Origin of the sequence: Planctomicrobium stercoris, assembly GCF_051465655.1 — a bacterium.
Classification (GTDB): Bacteria; Planctomycetota; Planctomycetia; order Planctomycetales; family Planctomycetaceae; genus Planctomicrobium.
In genome coordinates this window covers 3,410,085-3,436,935 of the sequence record NZ_CP195791.1, presented here as the reverse complement: position 1 = coordinate 3,436,935, position 26,851 = coordinate 3,410,085, and the positions used below count along the sequence as shown (strand labels likewise).

Sequence of the window (26,851 nt, the reverse complement as noted above, 5' to 3'; positions counted from 1 at the left end):
TCCTCACTTCAGCTGTCGTACAATCTCCCGATTTGCAGCGACATAGCTGGGAGCCAGATGGGTCAGCTTTTCCTTGATTTCACGGTGGGCAGCGGGAAGCCGGAAAAAGGGGATCGAAGGATACAGGTGATGCTCGGTATGGAACGGCATGTTCCACATCAACAGCCGGACTGGAAAGAGGGTCAGGGTCGTGCGGGTATTGGTCAGACCGTTTTCATCCTGGCTGCAGCCGGTATGCTCCGCGAGCGTGATCGCCCGCAAAAACGGCTGGGCCAGGACGGCGGGAAAAAACCAGTAGAACCACGGTTCCAAGTGCCCCATTGCGATCAGCACGATCCCCGCCACATAGACAGCCAGTTGAAATCCGGCCGAGAGGGCGACAGATTTGCGACCTTTCTCGGGGATGAACGGAAATGCCTGCGTGTGTCCCAAGGCCAGCTTCAGGAACAACCAGGGGCGCGGCAGCCAGAACATCACCCCGCTGACCTCGACGATGTATTCGAAGAGGTTGCGAGGCTTAGGGTCCATCAACTCCGGATCTTTCTCTGGATCCTGAGTGAAGCGATGGTGCCAAGTGTGGTAGTAGCGGTAATATGTGAAGTTATAAAAGCTGAGCAGGCCGGCGATCCAGCCACAGATCTCGTTGAGAATTCGGCTGTCAAACGCAGTCCGATGGACGCACTCATGCATGGGGGCGAACATGGTGACGATGGTAAAGCCGTGCAGCACCATGGCTGGAATGAGCAGATACCAGTGCGGCATGGCGAAATAAACCAGCACCCCGGTCAGCCCCATCACCCCCAGATGCACCGCAAACCGCACCAGGCCGGAGAAATCCGAACGCTTGCTGAGCGCGCGAACCACCCCCATCTCCAAAACATTCCGCCCCGCCAAGCCCGACGTCCCCATGTCGATCAAGTCGGGTTTCTGCGCTCCGACAGACTCCATGCGTTCTCCTTGCTGACTTAATGAAGACAAGCCAGCTGCCAATGGAAAAATGCCGACGAGCGCACCGGCACCTCAATGATATCAATCTTCAAGTTCGAGTTCCAATTGATTCGCGGATTTCTTCTGAATGGTCACTTTCAGGCCAGACGTCCGAGGATCGCTGTATTTTTTGGGGATTGAAAGAATATCTTTTTGCTTCTGCACCATTTGGTTCGGTGTCAATTGCGCGAAATTAGGAAGATAAGTTATGGAGACTTGGTACTCTCCGGCCTTCATTCCGCGGTTTGAATGCGAGACCTGTGGATGAAAGGATCCATCAGCTTCAATTTCCGCGCTTGCAATCGTTCCGTTCAATTCATCAGCTGGCGTGAAGATAATAATTCCGGACGTTAACGGCTTTCCTCCATATTTCACCGAACCGGATACAGGAATGAGTCGATCGGGGTTTGAAAAACATCCAGAGAAAGTCAAACCGATCCCAAATAACACAATCAAAGATACCGCATTTGAATGCAGAGCAGTCTTCACGGCTTTCCAATCTCCCAATAATGAGTAGTTTGTGATGAGAATTTAGAATGAAGTCGCTTCCCATCGGTTTCGAAGTGGCCGGGGAAGCGACTTTTGTGCAGAAATCAATATTCCCCGAGGACTTCTCCGGCGTCTTTTGATCCCAAGGCGTTGAATGTGACCAAGGATGTGTTCTCACTAATGAAGCGAACAGAGCCATCGGCCATGGCAAAATGGGCTCCTCCAACATGCGTGCTGCCAAAGCCTTGCCCATAATAATTTGCACTGGTAATTTCACGGTTGACTCCGGTAACGGTGGAGGTGACTGACCAGGCATCCATCCACTGGCGGAATCCCCATAGATTATTTCCGTTAGGATTGCCATTTCGCTGTTCGCCGACCAACAAGGTGTTGGAAGCCCCGTCCAGAACATGACGCATGCCAACTTTTGCAGCTCTTAAGCTAAAAATTCCGGAAGCTCCCTCTGCGAAGTCAGACCCGGCATATCCATATGGGCTCGAATGGTAGCACGTGCAGCTACCTGTGCAGTACAAACAGCCGTATCCGGCCGCTGCTTCAGGACCGGCACAACCCCAATAGCTGGCGGTAGCTCCCGCACTGGGGCCGGGAGACCATCCGCTCGTGGGATTGCTAGCCGTCTGCTTGGATGCATTCGGGTCGCTGGGACATTGGTAGAGCGAAAGAATCGTCTTTTGGGCTGACAATGCCTGGAAGGCAGCCCTGTATGCGGCTGCGTTGTCGCGGACATTGATACTTTGATCTTTGGCAATTGGTTGCCCCGCAGCTTGCATCTCTGTAGCAATTTGTTGGTACAGCGAGGCCTGATCGACATAAGGCAAAACAAAAGATCGCCAATTGTAAACAGTATGGCCGGTATTCTGTCCTCCCCACGTGTAATTGGGATCCGCGCTTCCCCCATACGGGAAGACAGAGTGCGTATCGTGATAATTGTGTATGGCCAGCCCGATCTGCTTCAAGTTGTTTTTGCACTGCGACCGGCGGGCAGCCTCACGCGCCTGCTGCACTGCAGGGAGCAGCAGCGCCACGAGCACCCCGATAATGGCAATGACTACCAGCAATTCAATTAATGTGAATCCCAAACGTTGACGTTGCATGCGACTCTCCTGATCCGGTGAAAAGAGAAACAGAGAATAGATATCCCGCACCTTGACATAGTGAGGATCTTGAAACCGAGAGATAAAAAGGAAATGATTTTTCCGTTCCGAGCGAGCGATCAGTAACGGAGATTGTGTTTTATAAACTCATACGTACGGCAGATTCGATAATTCGATTTCTGCCTTAGCAAATTCCGATCAGATTCCCTTCGCGAGAAAACCGCCATCGACTGCAATCACTTCTCCGGTCACAAAGGAAGAGGCAGGCGATGCGAGGAAGATCGCCGCTCCGATCAATTCATTGAGATTTCCCAGCCGCATGAGTGGTGTATGTTGTCGAAAGGCTTCCACCCGAGCCGTATCAGTGAGCACTTTTTCGTTGATTGGTGTTCTAAACAGCCCCGGGGCGATCGCGTTCACACGGATTCCCCGACCGGCCCACTCACAGGCAAGTGAGCGTGTCAAATTTGCCACTGCCGCCTTGCTGGCCCCATAGGCTGTGGTTTCGTGAAGGCTGACGAATGTGCTCAGGGAGGCAATATTAATGATGCACCCCTGCCCGCGTTCCATCATTGCTGGGGCGAACGATCGACAGGCCCGAAAGGTCCCCAAGACATTGACTTCAAAGATCCGATTCCAGTCGGTATCCGACGTCTCCAGCGAAGGAATCCGTTTGTGCATGCCCGCGCAATTCACCAGGATGTCGACGTCTCCCAGGCCAGACTGGACGGCAGCGACCAGCGCACTCATCGATTCGGCATCGGTCACGTCCGCAACGGCGCGAACTGTTTTGCGCCCCAGAGATTCGATTTCGCCGGCAACTTTGTGAACTGTGTCGCGGCTGCGTGAGACAGCGGCGACGTCCGCTCCTGCGCGGGCAAAAGCCAGCGCGATCGCCTGTCCAATTCCACTGGTCCCGCCAATGATGACGGCCTTGCGATTCGCCAGCGAGAACAGTTCTGACAGGATATTGTCAGGCATAGGAACACAGCTCCTGAAACTTGTAAGGGATATGGTACTCCTCGTGTCCCAACCTTTCGGCTTGCGTTAAGCGTCCTCCTGCAACAGCGCCGATTTCCGCGAAAATCTCATCTCCGATTTCTTGGACGGACGCTTCTCCGTGAATGATTCGACCGGCATTAATGTCCAAATCATCGCGCATGTGACGAAATGTCTGGGGATTTCCGCACACCTTCAGCACTGGCGCAATCACGCTGCCGATCACACTGCCTCGACCGGTGGTGAACACCACGAGATGCGCGCCACAGGAGATCAGATCGAGAATTCCTTCCGAATCGTTCGGGTTGCTGTAGCCAAATGAAAACGAAGATTCATCCGGAACCGAATCCAGGACATAGAGACCTTTGCCTGGAGGAGATTCCGCAACTTTTACCACGCCAGAAATCGGGCGCGTTCCACACTTCGCAAAGGCTCCCATTGATTTTTCTTCGATGGTCGTCAGCCCTCCGCGGTGATTGCCGGGGGCAATTGAGACCTGTTCCGCTTTGAGGGAAAAGCGTTCCGCCTTATCAATGGCAAGGGCAAGTTGCCGGGCCACTTGGGGATTCGCAGCCCGTGAGGCGATGATCGAACTGCAGCCGATCATCTCTAACGTCTCTTCAATCAGCACGGTTGCTCCGGCATCGACCAGGCGATCAAAAGCTGTACCGACGGCCGGATTGGCGGCGATTCCAGATGTCGCATCTGACCCGCCGCATTCCGTTCCGACAACAAGGTCGGCCATCGTCATCCGGACCCGGGGTATGGACTCCAATTCCGCGATCAATCTTTTCACAATTTCGTGCCCGCGAAGAATCGAAGATTCAGTTCCTCCATGTTCCTGGATCTTGAGGACCTCAACTGGTCGCCCTTGCTTTCGGATCTCCTCTGCCAGTTCCCCGGCATTGGTTCCCTCACAGCCGAGGCTGACAAGCAGGACCGCGCCGACATTCGGGTGGCCCCCCAGGGCTGCCATCAGCCGGGAGGCATAGCTGTTCGAATAGCATCCGGGAAATCCGAGCGACTGAACCCGAGAATCGATCGCGGCAATCCGCTGGGAAACAAAAGAAGCACATTCGACCGTATGAATACAGACGATGTGATTACGAATCCCCGGCGGGCCGACCGTCCGCTGATACCCCCAGATTTCGTTCATTGTCCCACCTCATGCCTGGTCTGTGAAAGGGGAGAGACGGCGTTATGAACATGCACCCACTCACCGCAGCTGATTTCAGTGGTCGCCACGGCAATGGGAACGCCATATTTCAAAATCGCCGCTCCACAGGGAATCGAATCAAGGGCAATTTTGTGAGCAAACGGAATCGGTTGGACGGCGGTCACCAATGCTCTGGACTTCGGTCCAAAGGTCTCGACAACTCCGCCACGATCTATTTCAGTCAGTGCGACAGCAATGTTATCGCTGGCGTGAATTTGCAGTGCTTTCCCGTTCATGACTGGCACCTAATTAATAGCATGACAACGGATTCCAAGTGTCTCTGAAAAAAAACGCGGACGTAATTCAACACTCCGGTGGTGAACTGCGATCTAAAAATTCTGCTTCATCCAAGAGACGAGTTCTTTCTCAACGGAAGGATTTCGGCATCCAGTTTGAAACCGGATGGCAGCTTGAAAGATTCCGTAGAATTTCGTTGTCCAGTCAAATTCTTCGGTGAGTTTGGATTCATCGACCTGGGCTTCACTGGTTTTCCATCGGGGAAGTGGTGAGAAATAGCTTATCTGTTCGCCGTTATCTGAGACCGGAACCCCAGATCCGAAAATCGCCAACGGCCTCGGAGCCACTAAAGCAGCCAGCTGAGGAGTATCACCCCATTCCAGAATGCGTGGGACGTCCGCATAAATGTTGGTCAGCCCGCTAATGGCTTCAGCTCGATAAGAAACAGTATCAAGTGTCACCGCCACAGCGGAGATCCGTTCATCCAATGCGGAAGCGTAGAGCGCCGCTTTCCCGAAGAGCCCGCGCCCGGAGACAGCGACATGCGAAACGTCGGAGCGTGAGAGCAAGTACGTGGTTACCTGGGAGATATCTTCAGCCCATTGTCCGATGGCGGGACGGCCGACGAAATTCGCCCAGTTGGACGTTCGCCCTCCTCCCCATTCCATCTCGCCGGTTCCGCGCACATCCAGTAACAGTACTGCATATCCGGCGGCCAACAACGGAATTGCTTCCTGGTTCGCTGCCCGGCGGCGGTCCAGCAGGATCACGGTCTTGAACTTCTTCTCTTCGACCGGACGCACAAAAACACCGGGGATCTGCAGATCGCCATCCACTTCGAACAAGAGCCGCTCGGCGTGGTAGCCTGCTTCGTCATACCGATTTGCGGCTCCGTTAGAGTGGTATGTATCTACCACATCAGGGGAAGACTCAGGAGATTGCCAGTGCAATAACACTTCGAGCCCAAGGCGAGCCTGCTGTTGCCACTGCCGTGCTTGATTCGTACTCGTCGGTAGCGGAACTTCGGGATTTGCCTCCGCGAGCCAACGCTCGGCCAATGCCGGGATGGATAGATTTTCCTCGGGCAGGCCGACTCGCAAGTTCTGGACGGGCTCCGGCTGCGAGGGAAGGTCGATGATTCCCAGAGGAATCTTGCCTTGGAAAAACCACTGATTCAGCCAGTCATAGAGCAGAATCCGCTTGTCCGCCTGATAGCCATGGCCAGTGCTGGAAGTCTCAAAAGCAATCGCCTTTTCCCGACCATAGAGGGCATAAATCCGTTTGGCATATTCATAGGATCTGTGGGCATCGGTCTGGGCGAACTCCGCCAGTTCCGGCGTTCCGTTCACGATGAGCAGCGGACGAGGGGCTGTCATGGCATAGAGCGTGCCGATATCGGCAAAGGCGCGGAGCCCCGGCGGACGCTGATGCCAGTCGTAATTCAAGTCGTTCTTGATCCATTGCTCATAGCTGCCTCCCGCTGAAACCGACACAGCTAAGGAAACGCGTTCGTCCAGAGCCGCCACCCAGTAGGTGCTGTTGCCTCCTCCCGACTCTCCCGTAAAAGCGATGCGTGTCGGATCGACGTCGGGACGCGACAGCAGGTAATCCACTGCGCGGATGCCATCCAGAACTTCGATGCCGGTGGGTGTCCGCCGCGTATAGGAAAACAAGGAGTGAATGTGATCTTGCGCCGCAGCGAGCCCCTTCCCCGCTGCATCCAGGCGGTCTCGCTCGAAGCAGCCGAAATAGTCATACGACAAGACGATAAATCCACGTCGAACCAGATTTTCCGCCCTGGCCTGGACATAATCTGCCGCTTTACTGTCGATATATGTATGTCCGGAAATGCTGACGATTGCCGGTGCTGTTCCGGACAACCCTTTAGGGACCCAGACAACGGCCGAGACCCACATTCCGGGATAGCTTTCGTAGCAGATCTTTTCGATCGTGCAGTCTTCCCGATCCAGGTGACCCCGACTCATCACCCGCAGCCGGTGGTTCTCCAGAATGTCATCAATCCCCAGCAAGCGGAGAATGCGGGCTTTCGTTTCAGCACGATAGCGTTGCCACTCATCAAGCGTCTCAAATTCCGGCAACGGCGGAATATTTGCGTTCACGTAAGCATACATCTGGCTGCTGCGGGCTTGCGGCAGCAGAATCGGCTCTGCCATCCAGGCTGCAGGGGGCTGCGCGCACGCAGTGTGTGCTCCTTCCATCACCGCGACAGCGATCAGTAATAGCAAGCCGGTACGCACACTCACTCCTGAATGATGACGCTCACAATGACTCTTTCGCCAATTCGCCGACTTGGTGAAACTCAATCGGTGGCGTCCGCCAGATCGATGTCGTCCAGCCAGGCCCTGCCCATTGATAACTGCATTAACCGCTGGCTTTCCGCGACGTCTCCCGCCTTGATCAAGTCGAGCAGTTGCCCATGCAGATCCGCCACTTCTTTGAGCACCTCCGGCGTTGATTGCACGTGCTGAATGAGGCCGAAGGCAAATAATTTCGGAACCAGCCGCTCCAGCACTTCTGAAATGGTTTCATTTCGAGTGGCCTTCCAAAGTGCACGATGGAATTCAAGGTCGGCTTGATAAAAGGATTTCACGTCTCCCGCGGCCGCATGCTCCTTCATTTCCTGCGCACGCTGGCGGCACTCATCAAGATTCCTGCCCGAAGAGGCAGCCAGCAACTCGACAGCCAGAAGTTCCAGGCGGGAACGCACGAGATAAATGTCTCCGATCTGTTGGCGAGAAAGATGGGTGACGCGGGTTTTGCGAGGCCCGACTCTCTCGATAAATCCAACAAATTCCAATTCCAGCAGGGCCTCTCGAATCGTCGGTTGGCCGACCCCCAGCCTCTTTGCAAGGTCGAGTTCCTTGACCTGCGTCCCCGCAGTCAATTCCCCCAACTCAATGGCCTCGCGAATGCGGAGGACCGCCAGATCTTTCAAAGACATGCGCGGCAATGTCCCTAAAGCAGATGAGCGAACATCACTCAATGAATGAAACGATTCCATGTTGGACACAACAGACTCCATGCGAGCTGGATAGAGATTCAAGTTGTGGAAATTTCAGTTTTCCCACCTATGAACGTTGAACTTTTGTAGATTAACGTTAAACTATTGTCAAGACGCTGAGGCAGGATTTTTCTGGCGATCCATGAGGAAGAGAACTCGACGGGGGAATACCCGTTCCAAAACCTGCGTTTTCGATTTGCGATAACAGATTATTTCACAATAAGTTCCGTTGTTTCTTCAGGTGGCAAAGGCGCGTTTTCATGATCAGACTGCTGTTGAGCCTTATGACTGTGGCGTTGGCGATTCCCAGTGTTGGAGCGACAACCGCACTGGGCCAAGGGGGAGGACTTGAGTCTCCCACGGGAAATTCGGAGCAATCCGGAAATCAGGCAAAGAGCTGGACGGGGCCGGCCCGTAATACTGTGCCGGACTGGGCACAGCCCGGAAAAATCCGTTTCAGCCGTTGGGATGGGGGGCGAATTGAAACAGTCAAGGCGATCCTGTCCGGGTGGACGGGGTTTGCCCCAACTGCAAACCCTGATCTCGTCTATCCCATGACGAACTGGTACGAGCCGGAAACCATTTCCCTGCTCAAGCAGGCGGGAATCAATCTCGTCTGGGTGACGTTCAGCGTTGGGTTTTCCAATGAAACGGAACGCCGTCATCAAGAGCAGGTTCGCGCCTACATTGCTGAGTGCCATCGGCAGGGTATTCATGTCATGGCCTATGAATCTGTGGCCAACATGTTCTGGAATGACATGTTTCGGGTTCATCCCGAATCCAGGGAATGGACAAGTCTCGACAAGAACGGCAAGCCGGTTCTTTATGGTGCGTCGCCCGCCCGCTATATGGCCAATCTGGAACATCCCGGATGGCGGGCTTATCTGCTGGGCCGGATCGATCTGGCAATCGACGCCGGTGCCGACGGCATCATGTATGACAATAACTTCGGGAGTCGTCTGCCGGAGCTTTATACAGAGATTCAACAACATGCGACGAGCCGCAAGCCTGACTTCCTGATCATGGCGAACTTTCATGGAGACGGTTATCAGATCAACCGGATGATCAACTGCATCACCACCGAAGATGGCCGGGAACCGGGGATCTACAAAAAAGAAGGCAAGACTCCGGAAGAAATGCGGGACCCGGCATATATCGAGGCGAACTGGGTGAATAACGTCGGACTGCTTCGGATTCACGAAGCGCTCAGCGATGGTTGGAAGCCCGTGATGGTGGAAAATGGCCGCCGGGAAAGCGCCGCGGGAGAGCCCGATAGCGGGAACGGCCGCATGGTTGCCTTGCCCGCTCCGAAACGCTGCCAGCTGTCCCTGGCGGAACCGATGATGTTCGGCGTGGCCCATGAACTGTTCATCGAAGGGGGCACGGCATTTCGGTTATGGACTCAAGAGCCGGAGATGATGAAATCCTGGGAGGCCATCGGCATCTACAACCGGTTCTTTGCCGAACATGAAGATCTGTATGTCGGTGCCCGGTCGCAGGCCGACGTGCTGGCTGTGATCAGCGAAGGAGACCCAAAGATTTCACTGCTGGAAGGGCTGGCAGCCCGGAAGCTGTTGTTCAACGTGCAATACGACACGAATGTCCGCCCGGAGCAATTGAGCCAGTATCAAACTGTCCTCCTTCTGGGGAGCAGGGTTCATTCCTCGCTATGGACGGCTCTCAGCCAGTTTGGGATGGCAGGGAAAAGCGTGATCGCCATCGAATCCGCCGCCAGCCAGGACGAAACCGGCAAACCGGTCGCTTCTCCTTTCATTGCCAAAATCATCCCTTATCGCGGTCGAGAAGACATCGCTGCTCTGACGGCAGCCATCACGGCGGCGACCCCCAAGCCCGGTCCGACGCTGGAGGCTCCGCCTGGCGTGCTGTTCAACGTGACCACGCAGTCGAACCCGGCTCGAACGCTGGTGCATCTTCTCAACTATACGCTCGAACCGACCGGCCCCATCAAGCTGACTCTGCCGGAAGCATTTCAGCAGGTCAGGCAGGTCTCTCCGGATCAGGAGCAGGCAGCCCTGCGAGTGTTTTCTTCCACGGAGCGGGGAACGGAAGTCGAGATCCCCCAGCTGCACATCTATTCCGTTTTGATTCTCGATCAGACCAGTGAGGAGAAATAAACATGAAGTTGAGCATCACCTACCTGTATACGATTTTCAAATATGGTTATCCGCATTCCGTGGATGATGCCATGAAATCGCTGCCGGAAATTCGAGAGCTCGGATTTCGCTTCATGGAATTGGAGGGGCTCGGCCCCGAGAATCTGCTTGCGGTGTATGAGCGCCGAAAGGAACTGGCTGCGCGCGTAAAGGATTGCGGGTTACATGTTCATAATTTTTGTGTCGTCGATCCGAACCTGGTCAGCCTGGATGAATCGGTACGCAGGCGAGCACTCGACGGATTCCGGATGGGGGCAGAAGTGGCCAGCCTGCTCGGAGCGGAAACCCTGCATCTGGCCAGTTATGCTCCTCCCGTCGAATACCGTGAACGCCAACCTTATCAACTGTCGTCGGATGGTGCCTATCAATTCGAAAATGTCACCGCCCTCCGATTGCCTCCTGGCTTCAGCTGGCCGGAAGTCTGGAGAGCGCTGGTCGATTCGTGCAGGCAGTGTGCCGATATTGCCGCCGAATATGACAGAACGGTGATCATGGAGCCGCGCGTCGGAGAAGTGATCTGTTCCGTGGATTCATTGCTACGCTTGATCGATGATGTGGCAAGACCAAACTTCAAGGCCAATTTCGATACCGCGCATTTCTCAGCCCAACGTGAAAACGTCGTGCTGGCGCTGGCAAAACTGCAGGGAAAATTCGCCAATGTCCACATCGCCGATAACGATCCTGTGAACTCCGAGCACGTCCCGATCGGCGAAGGATCGATTGATTGGCCGGAATTCCTGAGAAGCCTGCAGGCGTCCGGCTATGACGGTTACCTGGGCATCGATCTGGGGCTCACAGATGGATTGCTCGACGGCTATCGACGGTCAGTTAATCGCCTGAAATCGATCGCGAAAGACTTGAATCTCACGCTGGAGGTCTGACCGTTGACTGCCGAGCCTCAACCGTCGCGATACATTCCCCATCTCAGATGGTGGATTGTGGGGACGTGCTTTCTGGGAACAACGATTAATTATATTGACCGCTTATGCCTCTCGGTTTCCGCTCCCGCCCTGACTGAGGAATTTCATTTTTCCAATGCGGATTATTCATCCATCGTCAATTCATTTGTCGCTGCGTACACGATTATGCAGATCGTTTCCGGCCGCATCGTGGACTGGATTGGAGTTCGGCGGGCCATGGCTTTGTTTGCCACCTGGTGGGCGGTCGCGGGAATTCTGCATGGATTCGCGGTCGGCCTCTGGTCATTTCGAGCGAGCCGCTTTCTGCTGGGCATGGGTGAGGCAGGCAATTGGCCCGCCGCCACGCGCGCCGTTTCGGAATGGTTTCCTCCCAGGGAACGCAGCTTCGCGGTCGCGATCTTCGACAGCGGGTCAGGACTGGGGGGAATTCTTGCCCCTCCGCTCATTGCCTGGTTGATCATCCACTATGGCTGGCAGAGCGCATTCTTCACGACGGGGACGATGGCCTTGTTCTGGGTCGGCCTGTGGCTCTGGATCTACCGCTCGCCCGAAACGCACCCTCGCTTGTCTCCCGCGGAACTCAAACTGATCCGCGATCATGGACGCCCTGCGAGCAATGATGAAGCCATGGTTTCCGTCTCTCAGGTTTCGAAAAGGTCCTGGAAGGAGATTTTCACAAGCCGCAATGTCTGGGGCATTTCCTTAGGGAGATTTCTCACCGACTGCACGTGGTGGTTCTACGTCTACTGGTTGCCTAAGTATCTTGCTGATGCTCGCGAGATGAGTCTTGATGAGATTGCCAGATTCGCATGGATTCCGTTTATCGCTGCCGACTTCGGTAATCTCGGAGGCGGATGGCTCTCCGGCAAGCTGATCCAACGAGGATGGTCAATCAATTCCGCCCGCAAGTTGATTCTCGCATGCGGCGCCATCGGCATGACAGCCGGAATCCCGGCAGGGTTTGCCTCAGATGTTCGCATTTGCATCTTCTTTATTTCTCTGGCTGTGATGTCTTACTCGGCATGGGGCACCATGTTACTGACTCTCCCCACCGACCTGTTCCCCTCGCGCCTGACGGGTTCCGTGTCAGGATTCTCGGGAGCATGCGCTGGACTGGGGGGAATCCTCTTCACATGGATGACCGGCGAAGTCGTTGATCACTACTCCTATACGCCGGTCTTTGTTCTTGCGGGACTTCTCCCGTTACTTGCCCTGTTCCTGGTGCTGCAACTGATTCCCCGCATCCCGGAATTTCAACCACGATAAACTGGCCTTTCCTATGCAATTGAAGTCTGATGACGAGCTGTTCGCACAGATCCGGCGCGATCTGTTTTCCGCGGTAATTGGCGATGTCATGGACGGGATGGGACTGCGCCGGCAGTTCCTTCCAGCAGCCATTCGTCCCATGAACCCTGAAATGATGATCGTCGGGAGAGCCATGCCCGTGCTTGAGGCTGACCTCCCGGAGGATGTCGGCGACGATGCACCGTCTCAATCTGAGTTACCAGCATTTGGCCTCATGTTCGAGGCATTGGATGACTTAAAGCCATTCGATATCTATGTGTGTTCAGGAGCATCGCCAAGCTATGCTGTCTGGGGCGAACTGATGTCGATTCGCGCGGGATATCTGAATTCCGCCGGGGCGATTCTGGATGGATACCACCGTGATTCTCAGGGAATTCTTTCTCTGAATTTTCCGGTCTTTTCTCGGGGTGCTTATGCTCAAGACCAACTGCCGCGTGGTCACGTTGTTGACTTTCGCGTGCCGATTCAATGTGGAGCGGCACAAATCGCCCCCGGCGACATTCTATTTGCCGATCGAGATGGCGTCTGCGTCATTCCGCGTCACGCCGAAAGAGATGTGCTCTCCAAGGCCCTTGAAAAAGTTCACGGCGAGCGCCTCGTGAAGCAAGCACTCGAATCCGGCATGAGCGCTCGCGATGCTTTTGATCGATTCGGCATTATGTAGACGGTGAATCCCTCTGATATCGGTTGTAGACATCAGTCTGCGCTGTTGAAAACATTGCTTGAGTCTTGAATTCGCTGGGGCTGCAACAAGTCGTATGGTCCAGCCATCATCCACGAACACTCTCCTCAAAGTTGCTTTCCTATCCATGCGGATTGGACGGAAATACGAATCCCCCGACTCGCATTCCAAAAGCCCCAGAAGTTCACGCATGAATAACTGCTCAACTACCCTCTGCATCGATTCAGAGATAGTCGACTATGCAGATTCTCTGCGTCTCGAACGATACCCTAGACTCTGGATCGCCTGCCAACTTGGAGTGGCTAACAGCGAAGCAGACTCTGCGACGTCAGGCAGCCTTCCGCTCAAACCCCTTCACCAGCCCACCGACAAACGACTTTACTTCAATCTCATCAAGGTTGAGTGTCTTGATGTCCTCCGGCTCTTCTCGAACCGGCGGCAGATGCCCGCGACACATGTGACTTCGATGCCGGTTGTAATAATCGCTGAACTTCGCGACGAGATGATCCAGATGTCGCTTACCAAAGATGATGAACTTCGACAGGCACTCCGATTTGATTGTGCCGATGAACTTTTCGCAGCGTCCATTCAGATTCGGTGAGGTTCTCGGGAGTTTGTTCGTTCGCAGTCCGTGAGACTTGAGGGTGTTGGTGAATTCCCGGCTGAACGTCGTATCCCGGTCATGCATCACGATATCGGGTTTGTGCTCTCGTCCCGCCGTTTCGTCGATGAACTTCCTCGCTTGATCACAGACCCAGGCTGACGTCGGATGTTCGGTCGACTCCGAGACAATCACTTCCCGAGTGGAAACGCACAGCCAGACCAAGACATACATGTCCTGGAGGCCTCGTCTGGTTACGGTCTTCACGCTGAAGAAATCCGTCGCCCACAGAGTCTCCTTGTGCCGCTCTAAGAAATTAGACCAGGAGTCAGAGGTTCGATCTGGCCCTGGTTGAATCCCCTCCTCCTTCAAGATGTTCCGAACTGTCTGTCGGCTGATCTTTCTAATCCCCAGTTTTCGAAGCTCACCGAGGATGCGGGAATATCCGAACCCTGTCACCGAAGCGATCTGGATGACCAGTTCTCGAATCTCCCAGGGCTTTCTCTGGCCTCCCTTCGGGTTTTGTTTCCGTTTGGGAGCGGTCTCTTCCCTGAGCCAGCGGTAGAACGTGCTGACACTGACGATCGTCGGCGAATCTTCAATGGCCCGACCGATGGCTTTGCCGACTTTTAGGAGTCGTTCCCGTTCCTCTGGCCGCGTGTGGATCGTACCCGGAATCCGCGCCCTGAGAATCTTGTTCTCTTCCTTCAGGAACTGGATGTACTTGGCCAGTTCCCGGTCGGTGGCCGAAGCGATCAGGGCAAGCAGTGGATGAAAAATCAGGGTCATTCGATTATGGTCGCAAGCGGTAATTAGGAACGGTGTTGCACATTCCTTGTGTGCGCCGTGGAAAGGCCCTGGGATCTTGCGGGTGAAAGTCCCGTCCGGCAACTGGTCGCTCCAGCCGGTAGCAGCCGACGCAGCAGTGGAGGTAACGAAGCTGCTGAAGCCTTCGGAAACGGTCGCTTTTGGCGATCGGCGAGTCAGCAGGCCGTAACGCGAGTGAACGTCGAGCAGGCCTCGAAAAGCATGCCGCAGGAGCCGACCCTCTACAACGAAGGGGAAGGCTGCCATCGTGGAGCGAAGGACTGCTGGCAACAGTGGCCCAGAGCGACAGTATGATTCACGATCCTGCCGGGGTATTGACGACAGCATGTTGACAAGGATTTCAGGTGCAACACGGGAAGCCCTCTTCAGCGTCAGGTGACGACTGTCAACAGACATCCCGTGAGGGGCAGGTCTGGCTGGAAAGGGTGGCGGAGAGGTCCGTAGTACCGATGAAGCCGGGTAATGCCAGTGGAGGGAAGGGGCCTTGGCAGGAAACCGAGCGGGACGTGCGGCGCGGGATCAGGAGATTGGCGTGAGCCTGGCAACTCCCATCAGGATTCAGAAGCTGCAAAGATCGCTCCACATCAAGGCGAAGGAATCGCCTGCCTTCCGGTTCTATTGCCTGTACGACAAGGTGTGCCGCGAGGATGTTCTGGAGTTTGCCTACCGCTGTTGCCGAGCCAATGGCGGAGCAGCGGGTGTGGATGACCAGACATTCGAGGACATCGAAGCGTCGGGACTGGAACCTTGGCTGGCCCAATTATCGTACGACTTGCAGTCGAAGAGTTACCGTACTCAAGCTGTCCGTCGTGTCTACATTCCCAAAGCGAATGGCAAGCTGCGTCCTCTTGGTATCCCGACCATTCGGGATCGCGTGGTGCAGATGGCGGTGGTCCTGCTTCTGGAGCCGATCTTCGAAGCGGATCTCCAGCCGGAGCAATACGCTTACCGTCGTGGCCGCAGCGCATTAGACGCGATCACCGAGCTGATGCGAACCATCAAACGCGGTCATCGTGACATTGTGGATGCAGATCTGAGTGGCTATTTCGATACAATTCCCCACGCGGAGCTGATGCGTTGCATCGCCCGACGGATCGTCGACGGCAGCCTGCTGCATCTGATCAAGATGTGGCTGGTGTGTGCCGTCGAGGAACGCAACGAGCGGGGAATGGTGATTCGATCCACTCGGAACAGGGACGAGGGCCGGGGTACGCCACAAGGCGCCCCGATCAGTCCCCTGCTTTCCAATCTCTACATGCGTCGTTTCGTACTGGGATGGAAACAACTCGGGTATGCCGAGCGGTTTTGTGGAAGAATCGTGAATTATGCGGATGACTTTGTCATCTGCTGTCCACCCGGCCTTGGCAGGCATGCCATGGTCGCGATGCGACAGTTGATGCTCCGTCTGAAGCTCACGGTCAATGAAGACAAAACCCGACTGTGTCGTCTTCCCGACGAAGGGTTCAACTTTCTGGGATACACGATCCAGCGGCACTACTCGCATCGCACAGGTGGGGCTTATCTCGGACCAAAGCCTTCCAAGCAGAAGGTGGCCGGTCTGATGGCAGCCATCAGCGAAGCGACCAGCCGAAGATGGACATTGATGGGAATGTCCGACCGGGTCCGGCATCTGAACCGGATGTTGACCGGTTGGGCAAACTATTTCTGTCTGGGAGATACGGCCCATGTCTATCAAGCAATTGATCGACATACGATTCGACGCGTGCGGTATTGGTATGGGAGAAAGCATCAGGCTCGTAGTGGCGTCCGCAAGATACTTTCTGCAGGACGTTTGCATGACGAGCTGGGTCTGGTTCATCTCCGGACTCGCAAGACCCAGATTCCGTGGGTTGAGAACTCGTGATGGTTCCTGCGAAAGCCGGATGCAGGAGATCCGCACGTCCGGTTTGACGAGCGGGAGGTGGAAACGGAGCATGGTGAAGCTATTGAGGCACCGGCAACCGAAAGGGCCGGATACAGTTAGGCCCACCTCAACCACCGCGCCACCTCTCGACTCTACACCGCACCTTGACCTGAATCCGTGAGTCAAAACGCGGCCTCGAAGAGACAGTGGTTTGAGGCCACATTGGAACGCCGTAAGAGTCCGAAAAACAGGCACGATCCGACGTCCCAAAATCGCTGGATTGAGTCTCCAGGAGACACAGTTGTTCAGGCCAAAAACCGTGCTGAGATCGCTCAAAGTTCTCTACGGAAAATTACGGAGAAACGAGCCAATTACGGAGCATACTCGCGTCAGAATGTATGGTTTTGCAACGCTATGCGAAACGTGACCAATAGCGTAAAATCAAGCTGTCCCGAGCCTTGAGACCGCTCGAACTGAAAAGTGCAATCCGTCTACGGAACCGTTCCTGAAAGAGTTTGTCAAGCGGGAAAAGATTTTCCTGGTGCGGGTCTGTAATGCGAGCGGCAAAGTTCTGGGCTTTGTTTCGAAGTTCATGTTCTGTGGTTGCGCTGGGTCTTGTTGTTAATGATCATCTCACCGGTTGTCGTTGCCACGGGATGTTGCGATCGTTCTTGTCGGATGCGATTGCTCCCCACACATTCCTTCGCGAGGCACGATCCATGGTCTCATGGATCGCTCTGCTGCAAGCAGCAGACGCGGATTTATCGAGATGCGAATTCCTCTCCGAGGAGTCTGCTCCATTCAAAGGGACGTGTCCTTCTGCTGAATCGTTTCTCATCAACAGCGACATCCACGGTTCCGTACGAGCTGGACTGATCGGGAGGGATCTCAGGCGAATTGACTCACCTGGATCGAACAACCGGGTGAAGGTTTTTTGATGGGTCTCCTTGGTGACAGGGTGATGAATGCGGATTCACTGCTGACGGCATCATGCGACGGCGATGGCCCGGCATTCAAAATAACTCTGCTGTTTGCTGAGGATGTGCCAGATCACCGTGGCCAGCTTCCGCATCACCGCAACTCGAGCGACGCCACTTCCCCGTCGTCTCTTGATCTTCTTGTACCACTCACGGAGTCGGCCATCCTTGCGGAGGACCTGGTACGTGAAGTGTGCTGATCAGCACGATATCGTGCTTTTATTCCATTCAATTAGAAAACGCAACGTCATCGTGCCGTTTACAAGACCTCTGAGAAAAGACCAGACACCCATGAAAGCACGCAAATCGGGAGGAAGGCCGACCAGAGCGGAGGCGGAAGCGATCGAAGCACGGTTGCTCGATGGGGCGCGTCTGGTCTTCTGTCGAAAAGGTGTGGCGAACAGCTCGCTGGAGGAAATTGCCGCGACACTGGGCATTTCCAAGCACACGATCTATCGTCGCTATCCCCATAAGGCCGCCTTGCTCGAAGCGGTCGTGGAACGGGACATTCAGCAGTTCCGTGACGCCCTGTCCTCAGCGGCAGCCATGTCGAAAGATCCCTTGAAATCCCTGCAACGGACGGCGTTGCGGTACTTCGAGTTCGGGTCTTCGCGGGACTATTCCGCCTTCTACCTGTCGGTCTGTGCGGAAGCAGCGTTTTCTCCGGACTTGCGAAAGCGGCTGGGAGACTGGGCGAAAATCTCGCTGGAACCGCTGGTGGAGGCGATTGTCGCGGCACAGTCCGCAGGGGACCTCAAACCCGCCAATCCGTCGATCGTCTGTGAAATCCTCGTGGATCTCCTGGAAGGGGCCAATAACCGTGTCCGTCTCCAGGATGAATCAGCCCCCGACCGACGCACACCCCGACAATTGTTCAATCAGAGGTGGACGGTCTTTCTGGCCGCCACGGCCACAGGCACCGGATCTTCAGCGCCATGATCAGCCATATTAGTCAGGTCAGTCGCTTCCAGACCGCGCGCTGTCCAATTGATGTAAACGAAAAAAAGCGTTGACGACAAAGGAGCTTCAACAAAAAGCCGGTGCCGAAGACTGAGCGAGTCGGAATTACGCTGACCCTCTGCGTTCCTACAGGTCTGATCGACCACGCCCTTTCTCTAGCAGCCTGTTGAAGTTGGGGTGATTTTGAGTTGTCTGGGGGTGAATGTTTGATGTGGACTGGATTTCCAGTTGGGGTGCTGGAGCCTCGCCTGAAGTGTTTTCTTTGCTGTCAGTGAGTGCAGCATGCTTCTCAGAGCGATCCAGAGCAGTAGGCAGGTTCCCCAGAGTGCCAGCAGTCCCCTGATTCCGCCTTGCAGGTGTCTGGGTTTGCCGATTCCGAATGCTTTGAGCATGAGGAGGCCCAGGTTCCTCGCAGCCGCCACGATCAAGTAACGCTTGTTGATCTTCTCGAGTCCTCGCAGCCACGTTCGCCTCGCTCCGCCGGTCTCACAGATGTGGGCGAAGCTGCGTTCCACTTTCTCGCTGCGTTGTCGCTGCAGATCTTTTCCCTTGGCTCGATTCATCCGACAACGGTTGTTGAACACCGCCTGCTGCACGTCCTCGGGTTTGTCGATCCACTTGCGGTCATACGGTGAATTCGGCTCGGGAATGTAGGTTCGCAGTCCCAGCTGCGTGGCCTGCGTGATCGTCTCGTTCTTGTGATACCCCTTGTCGGCAGCCACCTCTTCAATCTCTTCGGAACTGCCTGCGAGGATCACGTTTCGCTGGGCATTCACCACACTTTCGATGAGTGTGCTGGCATCACTGTCCGTTCCATGGCAGACCGTGGCAGAGAGGATGACTTCATTGTCCAGATCAATTACATGTTCGGCTTTATAACCAAGATGAGTGCGACCATCCTTCATTTTCACGATGCGGCAATCGGGGTCTGAAGGGGATTCCCAGTCCGTGTTGGAGACCTTCTTCTTGCCCTGCCTGGCTCGGGTTTTGTCGAACTTCCGCAGGTCGTCGTCGCTGGGGGTCTCTCCCTCTTCGATGAGTCCTTCCTCCTGCATCAGGCGATTGAGATAGTCCTTCCAGTCTTCGCCCGAGTCCTTGCGGACGATCGTCTTCATGGCCGCATTGGCCTCCAGCAAGGTGGAGTCCACACCGGTTGATTTGAGCTTCAGCAGGCCGTGTTCATCGATGATGCTGAGCACCTGCACGAACACCTGTTCGTGAATCTCCAGCGGCAACCGATCACGGATGCGAGTCAGCGAGCTGTGGTCGGGGGTCTCTTTCCCCAGCGAAATCCCCAGGAATCGACGCAAGGACAACGAATCTTCGCACCGCCAGGCGATGCCTCGCTGCGAGTCGATCCCTTCAAAGTATCCCACCAGCAGCATGCGGAAGTAGACCCCCGGTGGAATCGACGTGCGACCCGTGCTGGCGTAAAACGGGCTGCAGAGCTCTTCGAGAACCTTGTCGACCCCAGCCTTGGCGAGGACCTGATTGAGCTTGTCATAAAAGACATGCCCCGGCCCTTTCGAGAGGTTCTGGAGCGGCATCCAGAACTCCTGCTGCTGCGATTCTTCACGCTTCCCCAGTGCCATTGACCACCCTCCTTGAAGACCTCAAACCCCAACCACCGGCAGTCTACCAACACTGTCAACCGCCAGAGAGAAATTCAACGGGCTGCTAGGAGCGGACCGAATCTCCTGGCTCTGGATCGCCGACCTTTTGCAGTGGTTAAAGGCGATGAGAACTCCGCCGACGTCAACCAGCCTTACGCTCAAACCCCTTCACGAGCCCACCCACGAATGATTTCACTTCGATCTCGTCGAGTCGTAGCGTCTCGATCTCCTCCGGTTCGTCGCTCACTAGTGGCAGATGTCCCCGGCACATGTGGCTTCGGTGCTGGTTATAATACTCTGTGAACTCAGCGACGAGGTGATCCAGGTGCCGTTTGCCAAAGATGGTGAACTTGGAGAGGCACACCGCATACCCGTCGCCTCTTGATCTTCTTGTACCATTCCCGGAGTCGGCCGTCTTTGCGGAGCACCTGATACGTGACTTGAGCCAACAGCCATCTGGCCGTGTTGTTGCCGGCCTTGGTGATTCTCCCCAGCCGCTGATTGTTCTCACCGCTGTTGCGACAGCCAGGTGTTAATCCCCAGTAGTTTGCCAGACTTCTGGCCCGGGGAAAACGAGAGACATCGCCGATCCCAGCAGCCTGCGAGATCGCAGTGAACGCACCAACCCCCGGCATGGTCTTGAGCAGCTGGGCATTGGGGTTCTCACGCCCTCGCTGGGCGATGAGCTTCTCCAGCTCCAGCAGCCTCTCCTGAATCTGCTTGAGATCCGCCAGGAGGAAGTTCATCTCCAGCCGATCGATCTGGGGAAGCGCAATTTCTCTGAGCCAGGCAATGGCCTTCACTGTGGGAAAGGTCTTGGTCGGCAGTTCCCATTGCAGGTTGTGCCGGCGGAGGATGTGCTTGATCTTGTTGACCAGCTGCGTCTGCGTCTGACCGGCTTCCTTCCGCAGCGTACTCAGCTTGCGATTCTCCTGTTCTGTCGTGCTGCAGATGGTGACCTGCCGCAGCCCCCGCACGGGCTTGCCCTCCAGAAACCGATCCCGGTTCACCCACAGCAGTTCACTGAGGGCCGCTGCATCGCGCCGGTCCGTCTTGCAGCGTTTACGTTCTTCCGGCTGAATCAGAATCACCTTGTGACACCGGTAGTCCCGCAGCATCCGGATCAGCCAGTCGTTGAAACCACAGACTTCGACGACAGCAATGAACTGTTCATCACGCTGAGCACACCGACGCGTGAGCTGATCGAAGAACTGCAGGACCTTCTCCGGCTGCGTAGACACCTGGCGAGCGAGTAGCACGTCGCCACTCTGATCACGAAGTGAGACAGTCAGCTGACGGGCATGTTGATCAATACCAAGAAAGAGCATGACGCGGTTCTCCTGTGAGAAAAGGGATGGGACACCCCCACACTGGAAAATCCAGCTCCCACTTGCAAATACTCTTTCATCGATATCAAAGGAGTTAGAGCGGAAAATAGCCAAAGAAAGTCAGCAAACGAAACTGAGTGAGTGACCGCTATACACGAAGATGCCGCTATTCCAGCAAATCCTTGTCGCAGTTAGTTTTGGTACAGGAGAGCTGTTGAAGCTTATTGAGTTACCGCACAGCGGCCTCAACCCGCCTTTCGCTCAAATCCCTTCACAAGCCCACCCACAAACGACTTCACCTCAATCTCATCGAGTCTTAATGTCTCAATCTCTTCCGGTTCTTCCCTGACCGGTGGCAGATGCCCTCGGCACATGTGACTTCGGTGCCGGTGGACGGAGACACGATCGTCAACAGTTACTCCACTGCTCTTACCCGACTCTCAACGCTTCTTCTTGGAAGTCGAATAATCGCAAGTCGTTCATTCATGGAGGTTTGCGGAATGGTGTATTTAACGTAATGATATCTGAAACTTCCGCAACACTGTAGACAACTCCCACGCCAGGACCTGTACACTTCTGCTTCAAACCGTTGGACGTAAGAATTACGTCGAGTTTTAGTCCAGTTAAATTCTTATCGGCGTTGGGAATTTTTGATGTGCTCAATTGATCGTTTTGTCGGTCGCGTGTGTGTTTACGCAGGATTCGCGTTCTTCACTTGCTCAGGAGCTGCAGCAGAAATTGCGATCCCGAAGTTGAGTGATAACCGTCTGGAAATCGAGTTGATGGCTTCGGAGCCGGAGATTGTCACTCCCATTGGCCTCGCGGTTGACAGAGATGGAACTCTCTTCGTTGTCGAGTCGCACACCCATGAACGGAATGAAAACTATCAGGGACGCGATTCGGATGTGGTGAAGCGTTTCACGATGCAGGCTGATGGGACGCTGGGGCCGCCCACTGTCTTTGCAGAAGGCTTCCGTCATGCGATGACGCTGGCGTTTTCGCCAAATGGAGAACTTTATCTGGTTCATCGCAACGGCGTTATCATCCTGCATGACGACGACAAGGATGGTCAATCCGAGCGACGCACTGAAGTGTTGATTCTGGAAACGACTGCGAGTTATCCCCACAACGGCCTGAGTGGAATCGCCTTTGGTGCGGATGGCTGGCTTTACCTGGGAACGGGAGAAAATCTCGGCGAGGATTACACATTGCAGGGAAGCGACGGGTCTCGATGGAAAGGGAGCGGCGGGGATGGGGCGAACGTCTTTCGCTCGCGCTACGACGGCAGCCAGGTTGAACTGATGGCACGAGGAGCCTGGAATTTATTTGGTCTGGAGTTCGATCGCAGTGGAAATCTCTTTGCCGCCGATAACGACCCTGATGGCCGACCGCCATGTCGACTGCTCCACATCATTGCTGGTGGCGACTATGGATATCGTTACCGTCTGGGACGTCATGGGCAGCATCCCTTTCAGGCCTGGGATGGGGAACTTCCAGGAACGCTTCCAATGACGTCGGGAACAGGCGAGGCACCGTGCAGCATCTGCCGGCTTGATCGAGCGGCGCTCCCCAAAGGCTACCAGGACGCGATGGTTGTCACGTCCTGGGGTGAACATCAACTGGAGCTTTATCGTCCACAGCCGCGAGGAGCTTCATTTGCTTCCAAGTCGGAGATTTTTGTCAAAGGAGGACAGCTTTTCCGCCCAGTAGGAATCGCCACTTCCCCTTCGGGTGACATTTACGTCACTGACTGGGTCAGTGCCTCTTACCCCGTTCACGGGCAGGGGCGGATCTGGCGAATTCGAGCTCGTGAAGGCGTAGAAACAATAGCCCCTCTTCCGGCTCCAACAGAATGGACTCCAAACGCTACTCAGCAGAAGATGAGCGATCTCCTTGGCGACATTACGACTGAGGTCAAACTGAACGAACTGCTGACCGCACTCGCTTCAGATGACCCATTTCTTCAAAGCACCGCGATTCATCAGTCGGCAAAACCGGTATTTCGTGATCGCGTTCTGATGGCCACTCAATCAGAAGACCCCGCACTCCGCGCCGGAGCGTTGCTCGCGCTACGACGCTCAGCAGAAGACTGGACAGGCATGGCGGGGAGATTCCTGAGCCCGACGGTCAAGGTCTATGAACGAGAGGTTCTGGTCCGCGCCTTACGGGATTCCTCAGACAATGTTCGAATTATCGCCCTCGCGTGGATTGGGGAAGCCTGCCTGACGGAACTGCAATCGGAGATGGAAGCAGCCCTCACTCAAGTTCCACCGTCACGTCGAGTGTTTCGAGCCTATCTGGGCGCGACAGAGCTCCTCGCCGATCCAGCGGCATCCCGCCAGGGACGACCGGTGGCACAAACTGTCTATGAAGTCGCCCGAGGAAAGGTCCTGGAGAAATTCCTGTTTGATTCTGCCCGACCGGCATCGGTCCGACAACTGGCGGCTGCCATGCTGAGTCCTCCACAGCGGCAGAAACTGACTCCACAGCTGATCGAGATCAGCTTATCTGGTGATGAGTCTTTGCGGTTGGAAGCAGTGCGAGGGCTGATCGATGTCCCCGACGAGTCGATCAATGATGTCCTGCAGAAGCTTGCGAATGACAAGAGCCAGCCTGAGCGACTGCGCGCCGAAGCTGTCTGGGGCTTGGGGCGACGAGGGGCCGGAGAGTCGCTTCAACAGTTGCTCGGTGATCCCTCACCAGGCGTCAACTTGGAGGTCCAACGTGCCACATCTCCGGTCAATGAACGTGAAAGCGAGTCACGTCCAGAAACGCTGGCTCAATGGCAGGCAGCGACGAAAATGAGCGGCGATGTCGATACCGGCCGCAGAGTGTTTTTCGGCAGCCAGGCAAATTGCAGTACCTGTCACCGGATCCAGGGGCGAGGTGCCTTCGTCGGCCCAGACCTCTCCCAGATTGCCCGCAGCTCAACTCGCGAGAAACTCGTTGAGTCGATTTTGGAACCGTCTCGCGAAATCGGACCTTTGTACGCTCAGCATCTGGTGCAAACGGCGGACGGCAAGACGGTAGCTGGACTGTGGATCAACCGCGGACCTGGCCAAATGCAGCTGATCACCTCCAAAGGCGAAACGATCAGCATTCCGGAGGATCAGATCGAAGATCATCGCATCTCGGACCAGTCACTGATGCCGACCAGACTCGAGCAGTCTCTGACAGTCGCCGACTTCCGCGACCTGATCGCCTTCCTGCTCAGCCTGAAGTAACTGACTTCAGCTTTACCTCAGGCCATGACCTTCGTCATGAGGTTCTGCACAGAGTCATTTTGTGCCCCACATAGTCGGGAGAAACAGACGGAACAACTTCCCGATGTGGTTTTTGTAGGTCTTTGGACAAAGAAATTCGAGAGAACCCAACATCATGAATTGCAGTCACTTCTCCGCTCCTTTTCTGATCGTAACTCTGTCACTGACGTTATGGGCCGATGCTCCCAGGACTTCCGTGCCGGCCATCTTTACTCCCAATAGCCGCATTCTCTTTCAGGGAGATTCCATCACCGATGGAAACCGCGGCCGGACTTCCGACCCCAATCATATTCTCGGTCACGGCTATGCCTTTTTGATCGCTGCGAAATTTGGGGGCGAAATGCCCGTGCTCAACCTCGACTTTGTCAATCGCGGAATCAGTGGAAATACAATTCGAAATCTGAAAGAACGCTGGCAGGCGGACACCCTCGATCTGAAGCCCGATGTCTTAAGCATTCTGATCGGAGTCAATGATCAGGACAGCCAGATTCCGATGGACGAATTCGAGCAGACGTATGATGAACTGCTGGCACAGACCCGACAGTCACTCCCAAACGTCAAGCTGGTGCTCTGCGAACCGTTCGGATTACCGGTCGGGGGAGTCAAAAGCAACTGGAATAACTGGTCTCATGGTCTGAAACAGCGGACTGTCATCGTCGAAAGGCTGGCGCAAAAATACGATGCTGCGGTCGTTCACTTTCAAATGGCGTTCGATCAGGCCGTCGAGGAAGCACCTGCCGAGTACTGGATCTGGGATGGAATTCATCCGACTTATCGCGGTCATCAGCGAATGGCGCAGGAATGGGAACGGGCTGTTCTTGCAAGGTGGCCTCAGCTGCAGCTGATCCCACAGGACTGATCGGTGTTTCGCTGAAAGATAGGTCACCCTGTGGAGAAGCTCCTGAACGGCGGGTCCATATTTGCAAACCAAATTTCGAAATTTTTTGTTCAGCTCGGGATGTTGCAAGTCTTGATTTGAAGTCCACTTGCGTTTGTTTTGTGGCGACTGATGCTGTTCTGGATTCAGTGAAATCAAAAAAACACTCAGCAAATTCTGAGATTGGCGGAAATTGGACGAGGTTGAGTTTTTAATTTCCGCTCAATTTCTCTCTTTTGGTGGTCCACTGCTGATGAGGCCAGGCTTGGAATCAATTCGATCTTCTCCTGCCCATGAAGATCACTTCCGCCTCGGCGGCAAAAACAGATGCGTTATTTTTGTCGATCTTCACTGATTCGAACTTCTCCTGGAGCTTTATCATGCCGTTTTCCAAACGACTGAGACGCGGGTTCACACTGATTGAGTTGTTGGTGGTGATAGCCATCATCGCAGTCCTGATCGCCCTGCTGCTTCCCGCCGTGCAGCAGGCCCGCGAAGCTGCACGCAGAAGTGAGTGCAAAAATAAACTGAAACAGCTTGGACTAGCGACTCATAACTATCACGACACTCATGGCACCTTTCCGATGGGGTCATCAAATATTGCGGGCACAGGACAATATGGCGAAGGCCACACATTTAACTGCTTCATTCTCCCGTTTATTGATCAGGCGGCTGCGTACAACGGATTGAACTTCAGTGTCAAGCCGGGATCCTCCCCGAATCTCGAGATCCTTCAGAGGCCTTGGGGCTTTCAACTTTGCCCAAGCAATCCTGATGGATCCAAGCAAGGGAGTTACGATGGTACCTTTGGCAACCAACATGGGGCAGCATATGTCTGCAGCTGGGGACCAGCTGCCTATAACGACTTAAACACTTCGGATTGCGGTACAAATGGCATGCCGCCCTCTTGTTCGGTGGCTGCCACCGGGTCACAAGTCACGTATAAGTCGGGGATCTTTGGGGTCGGCAACCTGGTTATTGGCTCTGGGGCGACTTCCTGGGGTTATTCCTGCCGAATTCGAGACATTACAGATGGGACTAGCAATACGCTTCTGCTCGGGGAAGCCCGTCCAGAAAGAAATGGTTATATGGGTATGTTTTCTAATATGGCATATGGGGTATCGATGGCTTTTCGAATTAACAGCCCGGTTCGAGTGGCGACCAACGCAGGCGCGGTTCCCACAGACACCTATCCAAGTGCGCTTGGAAAAAATGGGGGAATGGCGAGTGCTCATACCGGAGGGGCTCATGCTCTCATGGGAGACGGCAGCGTCAGATTTCTTAGTGAGAATATGAACTTCACGACGTTGAACTACCTTGGCAACAAGCAGGACGGGCAGGTTCTCGGAGAATACTAAGGACGTGCTTGAAAAGTGAGAGGGCGAGGCTCTTGC

19 protein-coding genes are annotated in these 26,851 nt (G+C 54.9%); 9 read left to right on the top strand and 10 right to left on the bottom strand.

The genetic code is table 11. The features are described 5' to 3' along the window. Positions 1-3: 3 nt before the first annotated feature. From SH661x_RS13940 to SH661x_RS13910, 7 genes are all read right to left on the bottom strand, one after another. Positions 4-948: a fatty acid desaturase gene (locus SH661x_RS13940; RefSeq protein WP_437222460.1), complete on the bottom strand. Its 945-nt coding sequence runs from the start codon at positions 946-948 to the stop codon at positions 4-6. Positions 949-1,029: 81 nt separating this feature from the next. Then, positions 1,030-1,476 (bottom strand): hypothetical protein, encoded by a 447-nt coding sequence (locus tag SH661x_RS13935; protein ID WP_437222458.1) that lies wholly within the window; start codon positions 1,474-1,476, stop codon positions 1,030-1,032. Between the two features lie 104 nt (positions 1,477-1,580). Beyond that, positions 1,581-2,591: a DUF1559 family PulG-like putative transporter gene (locus SH661x_RS13930; protein WP_437222456.1), complete on the bottom strand. Its 1,011-nt coding sequence runs from the start codon at positions 2,589-2,591 to the stop codon at positions 1,581-1,583. 198 nt (positions 2,592-2,789) lie between these two features. Continuing rightward, positions 2,790-3,572: an SDR family NAD(P)-dependent oxidoreductase gene (locus SH661x_RS13925; protein WP_437222454.1), complete on the bottom strand. Its 783-nt coding sequence runs from the start codon at positions 3,570-3,572 to the stop codon at positions 2,790-2,792. Next, positions 3,565-4,746: a UxaA family hydrolase gene (locus SH661x_RS13920; protein WP_437222452.1), complete on the bottom strand. Its 1,182-nt coding sequence runs from the start codon at positions 4,744-4,746 to the stop codon at positions 3,565-3,567. Before SH661x_RS13920 ends, SH661x_RS13925 begins: the two co-directional genes overlap by 8 nt. A 389-nt stretch (positions 4,747-5,135) precedes the next feature. Further along, a complete protein-coding gene (locus SH661x_RS13915; protein ID WP_437222449.1) occupies positions 5,136-7,301 on the bottom strand; it encodes an alpha/beta hydrolase family protein in 2,166 nt (721 codons plus the stop codon). Between the two features lie 62 nt (positions 7,302-7,363). Continuing rightward, complete coding sequence (locus SH661x_RS13910; RefSeq protein ID WP_437222446.1) at positions 7,364-8,005, bottom strand: GntR family transcriptional regulator; 642 nt, start codon at positions 8,003-8,005, stop codon at positions 7,364-7,366. 320 nt (positions 8,006-8,325) lie between these two features. Here SH661x_RS13910 and SH661x_RS13905 point away from each other — a divergent pair, with 320 nt between their 5' ends. The 4 genes from SH661x_RS13905 to SH661x_RS13890 are packed head-to-tail and all read left to right on the top strand — an operon-like array spanning position 8,326 to position 13,128. After that, positions 8,326-10,200 carry a glycoside hydrolase family 66 protein gene (locus tag SH661x_RS13905; RefSeq protein WP_437222444.1) on the top strand — a complete coding sequence of 625 codons (1,875 nt, stop codon included), beginning with the start codon at positions 8,326-8,328 and terminating at the stop codon, positions 10,198-10,200. A 2-nt stretch (positions 10,201-10,202) separates the two neighbouring features. Further along, positions 10,203-11,120: a sugar phosphate isomerase/epimerase family protein gene (locus SH661x_RS13900; RefSeq protein WP_437222442.1), complete on the top strand. Its 918-nt coding sequence runs from the start codon at positions 10,203-10,205 to the stop codon at positions 11,118-11,120. Positions 11,121-11,123: 3 nt separating this feature from the next. Next, the gene (locus tag SH661x_RS13895; protein ID WP_437222439.1) at positions 11,124-12,425 is read left to right on the top strand and encodes an MFS transporter; all 1,302 of its coding nucleotides are present in this window, start codon (positions 11,124-11,126) and stop codon (positions 12,423-12,425) included. 13 nt (positions 12,426-12,438) lie between these two features. Beyond that, entirely contained in the window at positions 12,439-13,128 is a 690-nt protein-coding gene (locus SH661x_RS13890) for an RraA family protein (protein ID WP_437222437.1), read from the top strand. 346 nt (positions 13,129-13,474) lie between these two features. Here SH661x_RS13890 and SH661x_RS13885 read toward each other — a convergent pair whose 3' ends face one another. Further along, positions 13,475-14,536 (bottom strand): DDE-type integrase/transposase/recombinase, encoded by a 1,062-nt coding sequence (locus SH661x_RS13885; RefSeq protein WP_437222435.1) that lies wholly within the window; start codon positions 14,534-14,536, stop codon positions 13,475-13,477. A gap of 523 nt (positions 14,537-15,059) precedes the next feature. On the opposite strand from SH661x_RS13885, the gene ltrA reads away from it, so the two are divergent. Together ltrA and SH661x_RS13875 are read left to right on the top strand one after the other, a co-directional pair. Continuing rightward, the gene (gene ltrA, locus SH661x_RS13880) at positions 15,060-16,439 is read left to right on the top strand and encodes a group II intron reverse transcriptase/maturase (protein ID WP_437222432.1); all 1,380 of its coding nucleotides are present in this window, start codon (positions 15,060-15,062) and stop codon (positions 16,437-16,439) included. Between the two features lie 1,268 nt (positions 16,440-17,707). Next, entirely contained in the window at positions 17,708-18,355 is a 648-nt protein-coding gene (locus SH661x_RS13875) for a TetR/AcrR family transcriptional regulator (RefSeq protein ID WP_437222430.1), read from the top strand. A gap of 176 nt (positions 18,356-18,531) precedes the next feature. Here SH661x_RS13875 and SH661x_RS13870 read toward each other — a convergent pair whose 3' ends face one another. Both SH661x_RS13870 and SH661x_RS13865 read right to left on the bottom strand, forming a co-directional pair. Continuing rightward, a complete protein-coding gene (locus SH661x_RS13870) occupies positions 18,532-19,968 on the bottom strand; it encodes a transposase (RefSeq protein WP_437222065.1) in 1,437 nt (478 codons plus the stop codon). 326 nt (positions 19,969-20,294) lie between these two features. Continuing rightward, a complete protein-coding gene (locus tag SH661x_RS13865; RefSeq protein ID WP_437222427.1) occupies positions 20,295-21,317 on the bottom strand; it encodes an IS110 family transposase in 1,023 nt (340 codons plus the stop codon). A gap of 653 nt (positions 21,318-21,970) precedes the next feature. Between SH661x_RS13865 and SH661x_RS13860 the strand changes: the two genes are divergently transcribed. The 3 genes from SH661x_RS13860 to SH661x_RS13850 all read left to right on the top strand — a co-directional run bounded on the left by SH661x_RS13860 (position 21,971) and on the right by SH661x_RS13850 (position 26,815). After that, the gene (locus SH661x_RS13860; RefSeq protein WP_437222424.1) at positions 21,971-24,541 is read left to right on the top strand and encodes a PVC-type heme-binding CxxCH protein; all 2,571 of its coding nucleotides are present in this window, start codon (positions 21,971-21,973) and stop codon (positions 24,539-24,541) included. Between the two features lie 154 nt (positions 24,542-24,695). Next, positions 24,696-25,439 (top strand): SGNH/GDSL hydrolase family protein, encoded by a 744-nt coding sequence (locus tag SH661x_RS13855; RefSeq protein WP_437222421.1) that lies wholly within the window; start codon positions 24,696-24,698, stop codon positions 25,437-25,439. 398 nt (positions 25,440-25,837) lie between these two features. Then, entirely contained in the window at positions 25,838-26,815 is a 978-nt protein-coding gene (locus SH661x_RS13850; RefSeq protein ID WP_437231202.1) for a DUF1559 family PulG-like putative transporter, read from the top strand. The last annotated feature ends 36 nt before the right edge of the window (positions 26,816-26,851 follow it).

What these genes read in the sequence shown, in the direction of transcription:
- SH661x_RS13870 (WP_437222065.1), bottom strand. Translation starts at nt 19,968, where the DNA reads ATGGCACTGGGGAAGCGTGAAGAATCGCAGCAGCAGGAGTTCTGGATG.
- SH661x_RS13855 (WP_437222421.1), top strand. Translation starts at nt 24,696, where the DNA reads ATGAATTGCAGTCACTTCTCCGCTCCTTTTCTGATCGTAACTCTGTCA.
- SH661x_RS13940 (WP_437222460.1), bottom strand. Translation starts at nt 948, where the DNA reads ATGGAGTCTGTCGGAGCGCAGAAACCCGACTTGATCGACATGGGGACG.
- SH661x_RS13865 (WP_437222427.1), bottom strand. Translation starts at nt 21,317, where the DNA reads ATGCTCTTTCTTGGTATTGATCAACATGCCCGTCAGCTGACTGTCTCA.
- SH661x_RS13925 (WP_437222454.1), bottom strand. Translation starts at nt 3,572, where the DNA reads ATGCCTGACAATATCCTGTCAGAACTGTTCTCGCTGGCGAATCGCAAG.
- SH661x_RS13875 (WP_437222430.1), top strand. Translation starts at nt 17,708, where the DNA reads ATGAAAGCACGCAAATCGGGAGGAAGGCCGACCAGAGCGGAGGCGGAA.
- SH661x_RS13900 (WP_437222442.1), top strand. Translation starts at nt 10,203, where the DNA reads ATGAAGTTGAGCATCACCTACCTGTATACGATTTTCAAATATGGTTAT.
- SH661x_RS13885 (WP_437222435.1), bottom strand. Translation starts at nt 14,536, where the DNA reads ATGACCCTGATTTTTCATCCACTGCTTGCCCTGATCGCTTCGGCCACC.
- SH661x_RS13850 (WP_437231202.1), top strand. Translation starts at nt 25,838, where the DNA reads ATGCCGTTTTCCAAACGACTGAGACGCGGGTTCACACTGATTGAGTTG.
- SH661x_RS13890 (WP_437222437.1), top strand. Translation starts at nt 12,439, where the DNA reads ATGCAATTGAAGTCTGATGACGAGCTGTTCGCACAGATCCGGCGCGAT.
- SH661x_RS13930 (WP_437222456.1), bottom strand. Translation starts at nt 2,591, where the DNA reads ATGCAACGTCAACGTTTGGGATTCACATTAATTGAATTGCTGGTAGTC.
- SH661x_RS13860 (WP_437222424.1), top strand. Translation starts at nt 21,971, where the DNA reads ATGTGCTCAATTGATCGTTTTGTCGGTCGCGTGTGTGTTTACGCAGGA.
- SH661x_RS13910 (WP_437222446.1), bottom strand. Translation starts at nt 8,005, where the DNA reads ATGTCTTTGAAAGATCTGGCGGTCCTCCGCATTCGCGAGGCCATTGAG.
- SH661x_RS13905 (WP_437222444.1), top strand. Translation starts at nt 8,326, where the DNA reads ATGATCAGACTGCTGTTGAGCCTTATGACTGTGGCGTTGGCGATTCCC.
- SH661x_RS13920 (WP_437222452.1), bottom strand. Translation starts at nt 4,746, where the DNA reads ATGAACGAAATCTGGGGGTATCAGCGGACGGTCGGCCCGCCGGGGATT.